Origin of the sequence: Amycolatopsis sp. lyj-90 (genome assembly GCF_046549035.1) — a bacterium.
Lineage (GTDB): Bacteria > Actinomycetota > Actinomycetes > Mycobacteriales > Pseudonocardiaceae > Amycolatopsis.
Window position 1 is genome coordinate 372,034 of record NZ_JAJPWP010000004.1, and the last position, 13,380, is coordinate 385,413.

A 13,380-nucleotide genomic window follows, 5' to 3' on the forward strand; every position below is an offset into this window, starting at 1 on the left:
TGCCCGGCGTTCCGCTGTCGAATGCTTGGGGGCAGAACGACAGTGTTGATCGAGCGCGGAAAAGAAATGAAGTTCCTGGAGGAGCTGTTCTCCGAAACGGATTCCGGGAACGGGAGAATAGCTCTGGTCAATGGCGCAGTTGCCAGTGGGAAGACCGAACTGCTCCGTACGTTCGCCGAACAACGGGCGAGTGAGGGCGCGGTCGTGCTGACGATGACGGGAGACCGTGACCGGGAGACCCGCGCGTACGGCAGCCTGCAGCGGTTCGTTCGGGATCTGCCGTTGCCGCGGGCGAAAACCCTCGAGCTGACGCGGTTGATCGCGCGGTCCTCGAACGGTGTTCCGCCTTCTTCGTTCGACGTCGCGAACATCATGCTCGAACTGACGTTGGAACTGGCGGAGAGAACGCCCCTGCTGATCACCGTCGACGACGCGCAGCACGTGGACGCGTCGTCGATGGACTGCCTGCTCCGCCTCGCCGAGGGCACGCGCTCGGCCCGGATCATGCTGCTGCTGGCGGAGTTGGCGCACGGCCGGTCGGCGCACCCGTCCTACCGCATCGAACTGGTCCGCCAGTTGCACTTCCGGCGGCTGGGCCTCGCGCCGCTCTCGGCGGCGGGGGTAACGAAGCTACTGGCCCGGCATCTCGATCCAGACGCAGTGGAGCGGCTGGCCGCGGGGTGCTACAAGATCACCCGCGGAAACCCTCTTCTGGTGCGTGCGCTGATCGAAGACCAGCTCGACTGGCCGGAACCCGGCCAGGACGCGCGCCCGGTGGTCGGCGACGCGTTCCGGCACGCGGTGCTGACGTGCTTGCGGCGCAGCGGATCCGACGTCCTGGCGCTCGCCCGCGTGGTGTCGGTGCTCGGCCCGGACAGCACGGTGGAACGGCTCGGCGGGCTCGTGCACCGCAGGCCCGCGGACGTCGCGCGCGCGTTGCGGGCCTTACGCACGGTCGGTTTTCTGAACGGCAACGATTTCCGCGACCGGTCCTTCCGCGAGGCTGTGATCGACTGCATAGAGCCAGAGGACCTGGCGAAGCTGCACGTGACGGCGGCGCGGGCGCTGCACGCGGACAAGGCGGGCGCGTGCCGGGTCGCCCACCATCTCCTCGCGGCGGGCGGCGAACCGGACGCGTGGGCGGTGGAGCAACTGCACAGCGCGGCCAAGGAAGCGCTGCGCGCGGACGACGCCGGACGGGCCGCCGAATACCTGGAGCACGCGCTGACCGGGCAGCCGGACGGACCGCACGCCGCCGCTCTGCGCGTCCTGCTGCTCCGCGCCGAGCTGCGCGGCGGTTCCGTCGCCGACCGGCACCTGACCCGCCTGTGCGAGCACGAGCGCGCCGGCGACCTCGATCCGGAACAAAAAGTCTTCCTGGTGCAGCGCCTGCTGTGGGCGGGCCGACAGCCGGACGCCGAGCCCGTCCTCGACCGGCTCGGCCGCGAGTACGCCCGCCGCCGGTCGCTGAACAGCACGGTGGCCGACGTCGGCCATTGGCTGCGGCACGCGCATCCCGCGCTGGCGCCGCGCTGGGCGGAAGCGACCGGCGCGGCGGCTCGCGAGGACGCGGAGCCGGCGCGGTGGGCGGCGTCCGCGTCGGAAGCGCTGATCACGGTGCTGGGCGGCACGGATGAGCACGGCGCGGTCTCGACGGCGGAAAGCCTCCTCGAGGCGACGCCGCTCGACGACCTGACGGTCGGCGCGATGTCGTCGGCGTTGCACACGCTGATCTACGCCGACCGCCTGGAGAACGCGACGAACTGGTGCGACGCGCTGCTCGAAGAGGCGAAGGCCAGAGGAGTGGCGTGGTGGCAGGCGGTGTTTTCGGCCTGCCGCGCGGACATCGCGCTGCGGTACGGGGAACTGTCGAAGGCGTCCGGCTACGCGCGCGACGCGATCGAGGCCGTCGGAGCCGAACGGTGGGGCGTCGCGATCGGGATGCCGTTGGCGGTGCTGATCCGCGTCGCCACGGTGATCGGCGACCACGAGGCGGTCCGCGAACACCTGCGGCAGCCGGTGCCGGAGGAGATGTACCGCTCCGGCTACTGCCTGCCGTACCTGCGGGCCCGCGGCCGGTACTGCCTGGCGACCGGCCGCGTCGAGGCCGCGCTCGCCGATTTCGAGCGGTGCCGGGAGCTGATGACGGCGTGGGGGTTCGAAGCGCCCACGCTCGCGCCGTGGCGGACCGACAGCGCGAAGGCGCACCTGCGGCTCGGCGACGCCGACCGGGCACGGGAACTGGCGAACCGGCAGCTGGCGCATCCCCGGTTCCGTACGCCGCGGGTGCGCGGCGCCGCGCTGCGGATGCTCGCCGCGACCGAGGACGTGAACTCGCGGCTGGCCATGCTGAAGGAAACCGTCGAGGTCCTGAACGCCAGCGGTGATCGGCTGGAGCTGGCGCAGGCGCTGTTCGACCTGAGCCGGACGCACCAGGCGATGAAGCAGTTCGCCAAGGCGCGGATGGTGCTGCTGCGCGCGCGGCGGCTGGGCCAGGCGTGCCGGCTGGAGATGACGCCGCCGCGGGGGAGCGAGGAGCCCAGGCCGGAGTCGGGTGCCGAATGGACAGCGCCGGCCCAAACGGCCGCGGCGGCTCCGGCGGCTGATGCCTCCGATTCCTCCGGCGTCGCGGCCGCGGCTGTGCAGAACGACCAGAGCCTGCGGATCCTGACGTCGTCGGAGTACCGGGTGGCGACGCTGGCTTCGTTCGGGTACACCAACCAGGAGATTTCGACAAAGCTGCACGTCACGCCGAGCACGGTGGAGCAGCATCTGACCAGAGTGTTCCGGAAGCTGAAGGTGAGCAAGCGGACGGACTTGCCGGTGGACCTCCAACTGGAGGCGGCACAGGCCGGCGGGATGCGGACGGCGGGGAAGTCGAGGGTGTCCGGGCGGGAGCCGCGGTCGGACACGCCCTGAACGGACCGCCGAGTAGCTTTCGGGCCGATGTGGTGGATCGCGGTCTCGTCCCGTCGGACGTGGCCGCTGCACGGCATGGAGCGGTTCCCGGTCGAGTCCTGGCCGCGACGTCGGCTCAAGCGGAAAACTTTGTTCCGCAACGATTCCGGAGTACGCGAAAAGAATGACACGCCAGGACCCCGGTACCCGTCAGCCCGCTGAACGGCCCGCCGGTCGAGCCCCGGTCCGGATACGCATTCGAAGAGGCAGGATTCGCACCCGATCAGCCCGCCCCGGCGGCGGGAAACCCCCAATGCTACGTAGCTTAGGCTGATCTTGGGCAGATCTTGATCATCACTGGTGATGATCAAGGGGTCGTGAGTGGTAAAGAGCGTTAGAACGCTCTTTACCACTCACGACCCTCTCGTGCGACTATGCAAAGCACCCAAATTAGGAATCTCAATCCCGAGTAGTGTCCGTTGTGGACGGTCGCGCCCGGTTTCGGTGCCGATTTCGTCGGCATCCCGAATTCCGGGCTACCCCCTAAGCGCGGGAGCAGGGCGCGGTCGCGGCATAGGGGGTTGTCCGGCCTCGCGGGCGATCGCTAGGTTCGCTGAGCCATTTCCGAGTCAGGAAAACGGAACTCGACGAAATCCCGGTAGACGGGACGCCGTCGGCGCGGACCGTTTTCCGGCACGAGTCCGCGCGGGTATCGCCGGGACGGAATTCGTTCCGGCGGGACGGAAAGTGAGTGTTTGGCAATGGGAACAGCGAGCCGCTCGGGGCAGTTTTCGCCGTCGGACGCCACCAGCCCGCAATCGGCGTCGGTCGAAGGGGTTGACCGCATCGTGTCCGCCCCGGCGGCCGCCTGAGTCACCGACACTCGAAACGGAGACGGCTGGTTCCATGGCCTTCGACAGCGGCACTGCTTCCGCGTCCCTGGCGGTCGTCGGGCTCGCGTCCGGACCGGAGCCGGCGGCGGAGATCGCGCGCCGGGCACTGGAGAACTCGGCGATCGTCCCCGGGCCGGCGGACGTGGTCGGGGTCTTCGCCGCCGGGCACCCGCCGGTCGGCGCCGAACTCGGCCTGACCGGTCCGGCGGAGACCGCGGAAGACTCGGCGATCCGCCTGGCCGCGGACAGCCTCCGCTCCGGAGCGTCCACTCTCGCGCTCGCCGGATGGACCTCGCCGGACCGCACCGTCTACACAGTACTGAAAGACGCCGGCCGCGCCGTCGCCGACGACGATCCGGTCCACTGCCTGCTCACCCCCGACGCTGTCGACGAGGATTTGTCCGAACTCGCGCAAGGCCTCAGCCCGGCCTCGGCGCTGCCGCCGCCAGACCGTCCCGCGACCCCTGAGAACAAGACGGCGGTGCCGATCCTCCTGTCAGCCGAAAGCCCGGAGGAACTGCGCGGCAAAGCCGGCACTTTGCTGGCACACCTGGAAAAAGCCGAGCCCCCACTGCGGGACGTCGCGCACACTCTGGCGGTCGCCCGGCCGCACCTGGCCTGCCGCGCTGTCGTGGTCGCCGCCGACCGCGAGGAGGCGACCGCCGGGCTGGCGGAACTGGCGGACGGAACGGCAGCTCCGGTCCGGGCGGGGAACGGGCGCAAGGTCGCGTTGATGTTCCCCGGCGAGGGCGGCCAACGCCCAGGCATGGGACGAGAGCTGTACTCACGGCTTCCGGTGTTCGCGGAAGCACTGGACGAAGTCTGCGCGCACCTGGACGCCGTCTCGACCTGGTCGGTCCGCGAACTCCTCCTCGGCGAAACCGGAACCGGTGTCGACCCCGCCGACGAAGCCCTCTACAGCCAAGACGCCCTGTTCGCCCTGCAAGTCGCGCTGTTCCGTCAGTTCGAGCACTGGGGCGTACGCCCGGACTTCGTGGCCGGCCATTCCGTGGGCGAGTTGGCCGCGGCCACCGCCGCCGGGGTGTTCACCCTCCCGGACGTGTGCGCGGTGCTCGCCGAGCGGATCCGGTTGTTCCGCACGAAAACGACGATCGGCGGCGCGATGGTGGCGATGCGCGTCACCGAGGCCGAAGCCCGCGAATCACTGGCCGGCCTGACCGGCAAGGCCGAGATCTCGGCGGTCAACGCGCCGCAGTCGGTGGTGCTCTCCGGCGACCGCGACGTCGTGCTGCGGATCGCCGAGGACTGGGCACGCCGCGGCCGCAAGGTCAAGCAGCTCGCGGTCGACCGCGCCTTCCACTCCCCGCACATGGCGCCGATGGCGGCCGACTTCGAAGAGTTCATCCGCGGCTTGCCCGCCCGGCCGCCGCGCATCCCGATCATCCCGGTGCATCCCGGGCTCGGCACCGACTCCGACGTGGTGTGCCGTCCCGAGTACTGGGGCGCGCAAGTCCGCGGCACCGGTCATTTCCTCGACTGCGTAAGGGGCTTGGCTGCCGCCGGGGTCGACACCTATCTCGACATGAGCGCCAACGGCGTCCTCGCCGCGCTCGTCGAGGAAACGCTCCCCGAGGCGGCGGGCGGCGACGTCTTCGTGACGTCGGCGTTGCGCGGCGCCCGCTCCGAACTCCACGCAGTGCTCGGCGCGGCGGCCGGACTGCACGGGCACGGCGTGCCGCTCGCGTGGCCGAGCATCGTCGCGGGCCACCGGGTGCACCTGCCCGCCGAAACCGCCGAACCGGTCGAAACCCGGGCCCCGGCAAGGGATCTGGCCCGGGTCATCCGGGCCGAAACCGAGGCGTTGACCGGCGCGGACTACCGGGCGGACCGGACCTTCCTGGAACTGGGCCTCGACTCCGTCGCGGCGGTGGAACTCGTCCGGGTGCTGCGCCGCCGGACCGGTCTCCCGATCGCCACGACCGCGCTGTTCGACCACCCGACGCCGGAGCGGCTCGCCGCGCACCTGGACGGCACCGGACCCCGGACCGTGGTGGCCCCGCGCACGGTATCGGACGAGCCGATCGCCATCGTGGGCATGAGCTGCCGGTTCGCGGGCGGCGTGCAGAATCCCGACGACCTGTGGCGGGTCGTCGCGGACGGCCGCTCGGTGATCGGGCCGATGCCCGAGGACCGCGGATGGGACGTCGAGACCCTCTACGACCCGGACCGGGTCCGTCCGGGCACCAGTTACGTGCGCGAGGGCGCGTTCCTGCACGACGCCGCCGAGTTCGACAACGCCTTCTTCGGCATCGGCGGACATGAGGCGCTGGAGATGGATCCGCAGCAGCGGTTGCTGCTGGAACTGGCCTGGGAAGCGTTCGAGCAGGCCGGGATCGACGCGACCGGGCTACGGGGGTCCGACACCGGCGTCTACGCCGGTTTGGCGCACGACGACTACGGCGCCGGCGGCCTCGACACCCGCGAGAACCTCGCGATCGGGACGGTCTGCAGCGTCGCGTCCGGGCGGATCTCGTTCGCCTTCGGCTTGCAGGGGCCCAACCTCGCCATCGACACCGCATGTTCGTCGTCGCTCGTCGCCGTGCACCTGGCGGCGTCCGCGTTGCGCCGCGGCGAGTGTTCGCTCGCGCTGGCGGGCGGCGTGGCGGTGATGTCCTCACCGACGGTGTTCGTCGAGTTCAGCCGGCGAGGCGGGCTGGCGCCGGACGCGCGGGTGAAGCCGTTCGCCGAGGGCGCCGACGGCACCGCGTGGGGCGAGGGCGGCGGAATGTTCGTGCTGGAGCGGCTCTCCGACGCCCGCCGCCACGGCCACCCCGTCCTCGCGCTGGTCGCCGGGTCCGCGGTCAACTCCGACGGCGCCAGCAACGGTCTCACCGCCCCCAACGGCGCCGCCCAGCAACAACTTCTCGCCACCGCGCTCGTCGACGCCGGGCTCACGCCCGCCGAGGTCGACGTCGTGGAGACGCACGGCACCGGCACCAAGCTCGGCGACCCGATCGAGGCCGGGGCGCTCGCCGCGGTCTACGGCGCGGACCGCCCGGCGGACCGGCCGCTGCTCCTCGGCTCGCTCAAATCGAACCTCGGCCACACCCAGGCCGCCGCCGGGGCCGCCGGAGTGCTCAAGATGGTGCTGGCGATGCGGCACGGCACCATCCCCGCCACGCTCAACGTCGACCGGCCCAGCTCCCATGTGGACTGGACCGGGGGCCTCCGCCTGGTCACCGAGGAGACCGAATGGCCGGGCGGCGACCGCGTCCGGCGGGCGGGCGTCTCGTCGTTCGGCATCGGCGGCACCAACGCCCACGTGGTACTGGAACAACCTCCGGCAGAAGACGAAACCCCAGCGCCCACCGAGGGTTCCCCCGCTCCGCTGTGGACTCTATCGGCCGGCTCGCGGGACGCCCTCCGCGCACAGGCCGCCCGCCTGCTCGCGCACTCCGCCTCGGAGACCGACGCCCGCGACCTCGGGTTTTCGCTCGCCACGACGAGGGCCGCGCTCGCGCACCGAGCCGTCCTCACCGGCGACCGTCCACAGCTGACCCGCGCGCTGGCCGCGCTGGCGGCCGGCCGGACCGACCCCGCGCTCACCACCGGCGAGGCCGTGGACGGCGGATTGGCTTGCCTGTTCACCGGACAGGGCAGCCAGCGCCTCGGAATGGGCCGCGCGCTGGCCGAGCGGTACCCGGTGTTCGCTCGCGCCTTCGACGAGGTGTGCGCCGAGTTTTCCCTGCCGCTGCGCGAAGTCATGTTCGGTGAGGACCAGGACCGCCTGGACCGCACCGAATTCACGCAGCCCGCGGTATTCGCGTTCGAGGTCGCGGCGTTCCGGCTGCTGGAGCACTGGGGCCTTCGCCCGGATCTGCTGCTCGGGCATTCGATCGGCGAGCTGGTCGCGGTGCACGTCGCCGGGGTGCTGTCGCTGCCGGACGCGTGCCGGATGGTCGCCGCGCGCGGCTCGCTCATGCAGGCGTTGCCCGAAGGGGGTGCCATGTGGGCGGTGGCCGCCGCCCCGGACGAACTCGGCGAGCTGCCGCCGGGAGTTTCGGTGGCCGCGGTCAACGGTCCGCGTTCGGTGCTGCTCTCCGGCGTCGCCGAGGCCGTCGCGACGGTGGCGGAACGGTTCCGCGAGCAGGGCCGCCGGACCAAACGCCTGCGTGCCTCGCACGCCTTCCACTCCGAGCTGATGACGCCGATGCTGGCCGAGTTCCGCGCGGTGGTGGCAGAACTGGACTTCCGGCCGTCGCGTATTCCCGTGGTCTCGGGCTTGACCGGCCGGATCGCCACCGACGCAGAACTGTCCACACCGGACTACTGGGTGGCGCACGCCCGCGAGGCCGTCCGGTTCTTCGACGGCGTGCGGACGCTCGCCGACGAGGGCGCCACCACGTTCCTGGAGATCGGCCCCGGCGCGACCCTGACCGAGCCGGCCGCGGACTGCCTGGACGACGCCGAGGACACGGCCGTGCTCCCCGCGGTCCGGGACGACGACGTGCGCGCCGCGATCGCCGCCCTGCACGTGCGAGGGCACGGACCGGACTGGGCCGCCTGGTACGCCGGAAGCGGAGCGCGCCCGGTGCCCCTCCCGACCTACGCCTTCCAACGCAGCCGGTTCTGGCTGCCCCCCGAAACCGCACCCGCCGCGGAAAGCAGCGAGGACACGGAGTTCTGGGACGCCGTCGCCGGCGGCGACCCGGAGCGGTTCGGCAAGCTCCTCGGCACCGACCTCGACGTCACCGAGCTGCTGCCCGTGCTGGCGCGCTGGCGACGCGGCCGCGACCAGGACGCCGAGGCGGACCGGCTGCGGTACCGGATCAGCTGGCAGCCGGTCGCCGACCGCGACGCCACCAAACGGAACTGGGCCCTGCTGCACCCCGCCGGGCACCCTGTCCCCGAGCCGCTCGCCGCCGCACTCGGTGGCACCGTGCGCGCCGTCGAGCCCGGTGCCTCCCGCACCGAGATCGCCGCGCTCCTGCGCGAATGCGGACCGGCCGACGGCTTCGTGTCCTTGCTGGCGCTGGACGAACGGCCGCACCCGGACGCTCCCGGCGTCCCCGTCGGGCTCGCCCTGACCACCGCCCTCGTCCAGGCCGCGGCGGACCTCGACCTCGAAGTCCCGCTGTGGTGCGCGACCCAGTCCGCCGTCTCGACCGGCCCCGACGACCGCCTGAACGCGCCAGGCCAGGCGATGGCCTGGGGTCTCGGCCGGGTCGCGGCGCTGGAACATCCGCGCTGGTGGGGCGGGCTGGCCGACCTGCCGCAGACGGTGGACCGGGCGGCGGCCGAACGGCTGGCCGGGGTGCTGGCCGGGGACGAGAACCAGATCGCGGTCCGCGCGTCCGGGGTGTTCGCGCGGCGTCTGCTGCGCGCCCCGGCGGCGAACGGAACCGGCGGCTGGCCGCGCCGCGGCACCACCCTGGTCACCGGCGCGTTCGGCGCGCTGGGCCGCCGGCTCGCCCGGTGGCTGGCCGCCGAAGGCGTCGAGCGGCTGCTGCTGACCGGACGCCACGCCGACGACCCCGGGTTCGTCGCCGAACTGACCGCGCTCGGCGCGGAGGTCGAGGCGGTCGCCTGCGACGTCGCCGACCGGCAGGCGGTGGCGGACCTGCTGGCCGCGATCCCCGCCGACCGGCCGCTGACCGCCGTCGCGCACGCGGCCGGGGTGCTGGACGACGGCGTCATCGGCGCGCTGGACCCGCAGCGCCTCTCGCGGGTGCTGCGCGGCAAGGCCGACGGCGCCCGCCACCTCCACGACCTCACCAGCGGACTGGAAGCGTTCGTGCTGTTCTCCTCTGCGACCGGAGCCGTCGGCAACGCCGGACAGGCCAACTACGCGGCGGCCAACACCTACCTCGACGCGCTCGCGGACCAGCGGCGTGCGGACGGGCTGCCCGCGACCTCGCTGGCCTGGGGGCCATGGGGCGACGGCGGCATGGCGGTGGACGGCGCGGACGCGACGGTGGTCGGGGATCGGTTGCGCCGCAACGGCATGACCGTGCTCGATCCCGACGTCGCCCTCGCCGCGATGGCGAAAGCGGTCGCCCGCGACGAGTCCGGTCTCGTGCTCGTCGACGTCGACTGGGACCGGTTCCTCCAGGCGTTCGCCGGCACCCGGCCCAGCCCGCTGTTCCGAGAGCTGCCGGAAGCCGGCCAGAGCCAGGCCGCCGCACCGGCGGCCGAACCGGCCACGCTGCGGCTGACGGGCCTGTCGACGGCGCAGCGCCGCCGCGAACTGCGCGACCTGGTCTGCGAGCACGCCGCGTCGATCCTCGGGCACGCCTCGGCCGCGCAGGTCCAGCCGAACCGGCCCTTCCACGAGCAGGGGCTCAGCTCGCTCGGCGTGGTCGAACTGCGCAATCAACTCGGCGCGCGGACCGGGCTGCGCGTGCCCGCCAGCGCTCTGTTCGACCATCCGACCCCGGTCGCGCTCGCCGGGTACCTGGAAGCCGAACTCGCGGACGCCCAGGCCGAAACGCCGACAGTGTTCGAAGAACCGACCGCGGCGGCCGAAGAAGGTTCCGAAGTGTCCGAAGCGGACGTGCTCGGCCGGGCCGAACGGGAAGTCTTGCTGGCGCTGGAGGATCTCATCGATGACTGACAACGGCGAGTTGCTGGCCACGCTGGACCGGGTGACCACCGCGCTGCGGGACACCAGGGAGCGGCTGCGCGCGACGCGGGCGCGGGCGCGGGAGCCGATCGCGATCGTCGGGGCCGGCTGCCGGTTCCCCGGCGGGGTGACCGACCCCGACGCGCTGTGGCGGCTGCTCGAAGACGGCAAGGACGCGGTGACGGCGTTCCCCGCCGACCGCGGCTGGCCCGCCGACCTCTCCGGCGCGGGCGGCTTCCTCTCCGACCCCGCATGGTTCGACGCCGCGTTCTTCGGTATCGGCCCGCGCGAAGCCGAGTCGATGGACCCGCAGCAGCGGTTGCTGCTGGAGGTCTCCTGGGAGGCGCTGGAACGGGCCGGCATCGACCCGGCTGACCTGCGCGGCTCCCGCACCGGCGTGTTCACCGGCACCAGCGAGCAGGACTACCGGCAGCTGTTGCTGCCCCGCCTGGACGAGCACGCCGACCATCTGGCGACGGGCACCTCGGCCGCCGTGGTGTCCGGGCGGGTCGCCTACCTGCTCGGGCTGGAAGGGCCGTCGGTCTCGGTCGACACCGCGTGCTCGTCCTCGCTGGTCGCCCTGCACCTGGCGGTGCGCGCGCTGCGCGGGGGAGAATGCGACCTCGCGCTGGTCGGTGGCGCGCTGGTGATGTCCACCCCCGGCATCTACCGCGCGTTCGAACAGCAGGGCGCGCTCGCCGCTGACGGGCGCTGCAAGGCCTTCGGCGACGGCGCGGACGGCGTCGGCTGGGGCGAAGGCGCCGGCGTCGTCGTGCTGGAACGCCTGTCCGACGCCCTCGAACAGGACCGTCCCGTGCTGGCCGTGGTCCGCGGCACCGCGATCAACTCCGACGGTGCCTCCAACGGCCTGACCGCGCCCAACGGACTGGCCCAGCAACGCGTCATCCGCGCTGCCCTCGCCGACGCCGGACTGCGCCCCGAGGACATCGACGCGGTCGAGGCGCACGGCACCGGCACCCGGCTCGGCGACCCCATCGAGGTCGCCGCCCTGCAAGCGGTCTTCGACGGGGACCGGGCCGCGCCGCTCGCCCTCGGCTCGGTCAAGTCCAACCTCGGGCACAGCCAGGCCGCCGCCGGGGTCGCCGGACTGCTGAAAATGGTGCTCGCCCTGCAGCACCGCACCCTGCCCCGCACCCTGCACGCGGACACCCGTTCGTCCCAAGTGAGCTGGACCGGCGCGGTCGAGGTGCTCACCGAGAACCGCCCGTGGCCGGCCGAAGAAGGGCGGCCACGCCGGGCCGGCGTGTCCGCGTTCGGCATCAGCGGCACCAACGCGCACGCGGTCGTCGAAGAGGCACCGGAGCGCCCCGCCGCCGCACCGGCCGGGAAGGACCAGCTGCCCTGGGTGCTGTCCGCGCGCACCGAATCCGCTTTGCTGGCCAAAGCCGGACAGCTGCTGTCCCATGTGGACGGACGTGATCCGGTGGCGCTGGCACACGCGTTGATCGCTTCGCGCAGCACCTTCGAACACCGCGCTGTCGTGCTGGACGAAGACCCGCGGATGGCGCTGGACGTGCTGGCCTACGACTCGATCACTCCCGGCCTGGTGCGCGGGACCGCCGATCTGACCGGCAAGGTCGTGTTCGTCTTCCCCGGACAGGGCGGCCAGTGGGCGGGCATGGCCGCGGACCTGCTCGACAGCTCCCCGCTGTTCCGCGAGCACCTCGAACGGTGCGCCCGCGCGCTGGCCCCGCACACCGACTGGGACCTTCTCGCCGTCCTGCGGCAGGACCCGGACGCGCCGTCATTGGAGCGCGTAGATGTCGTGCAGCCCGCGTTGTTCGCGGTGATGGTGTCGCTCGCCGCCGTCTGGCGTGCCTCGAATATCGAACCGGACGCGGTGATCGGCCACAGCCAGGGCGAGGTCGCCGCCGCGCACGTCGCGGGAGTGCTGAGCCTGGAAGACGCCGCGCTCGTGGTCTGCCGCCGCGCGAAGGCGTTGACCGCGCTGTCCGGCTTCGGCGGCATGGTCTCGGTCGAACTGTCCGCCGAGCTGCTGCGGCCCCGCCTGGACGAGCGGCTGGTGCTCGCCGCGATCAACGGGCCGGATGCGGTGGTCGTCGCCGGAGCTCCCGAAGCGCTCGACGCGCTGGTGACCGAGATGGCCGAGTCCGGGATCAAGGCTCGCCGCCTGGAGGTCGACTACGCCTCGCATTCTCCGGCGGTGGAGCTGGTCCGCGAACGGCTGCTCGCCCAACTGGCCCCGGTCACGCCCCGGGCCGCGGAAATCCCGTTCCACTCCACGGTGACCGCTTCCGTGCTGACCGGCACCGAACTCGACGCCGAGTACTGGTACCGGAACCTGCGCCGGCCGGTGCGGTTCGCCGAAACGCTGGCGGGCCTGCCGACGCCGGAGTTCGCCTTCTTCGTCGAGGTCGGCCCGCATCCGGTGCTCGTGCCCGCGATGGCCGCGACGGTCGGGGAAGACGCCGTCGTCACCGGCACCCTGCGCCGCGACGAAAGCGGCCGGGGAGCGTTCTTCGGCGCGCTGGCCGAGGTCTACGTCCGCGGGTTGAGTCCGAAGTGGACGGAACTGGGCGAGCCGGGCGGTCCCGGGTTCGCCGCGCTGCCGACCTACCCGTTCGAACGCAAGCGGTTCTGGTTGGCGCAGAAGGAAGTCCGCCGCAGCACGCATCCGGTGCTCGACCCGCCGATCGAGCTGGCGGGCACCGGCGAACTCGTGCTCGCGGGCCGGCTGTCGACGGCGGAGACGCCGTGGCTGGCCGATCACCGCGTGCTGGACGCGGTGGTGCTGCCCGGCACCGCATGGCTCGAACTCGCCCTGCAGGCCGCTGCCGCTGCCCGGTGCCCGGCGGTCAAGGAACTCACCCTGGAACGTCCGCTGATCCTGCCGAACGACGCGACGGTGGCGGTCCAGCTGCGGGTCGGAGCCCCGGATGCGGACGGGCAACGCGGCCTGGAGCTGCACGCGAGGGTCGACGGCTCGGCGTGGGTCCGGCACGGCGAAGGGATTCTCAGCCCGCA

Annotated in this window: 2 protein-coding genes and 2 pseudogenes; all 4 read left to right on the forward strand. The window is 72.5% G+C overall.

The genetic code is table 11. The features are described from left to right. Positions 1–21 precede the first annotated feature (21 nt). A complete protein-coding gene (locus ACLJPX_RS17190) occupies positions 22–2,919 on the forward strand; it encodes an AAA family ATPase (RefSeq protein ID WP_410600959.1) in 2,898 nt (965 codons plus the stop codon). A gap of 885 nt (positions 2,920–3,804) precedes the next feature. After that, a complete protein-coding gene (locus tag ACLJPX_RS17195) occupies positions 3,805–10,365 on the forward strand; it encodes a type I polyketide synthase (RefSeq protein ID WP_410600960.1) in 6,561 nt (2,186 codons plus the stop codon). 31 nt (positions 10,366–10,396) lie between these two features. Continuing rightward, positions 10,397–12,883 (forward strand): annotated as a pseudogene (locus tag ACLJPX_RS17200) (type I polyketide synthase); the annotation flags it as partial. Between the two features lie 192 nt (positions 12,884–13,075). After that, a pseudogene (locus ACLJPX_RS17205) lies at positions 13,076–13,270 on the forward strand (hypothetical protein); the annotation flags it as partial. Between the last annotated feature and the right edge of the window lie 110 nt (positions 13,271–13,380).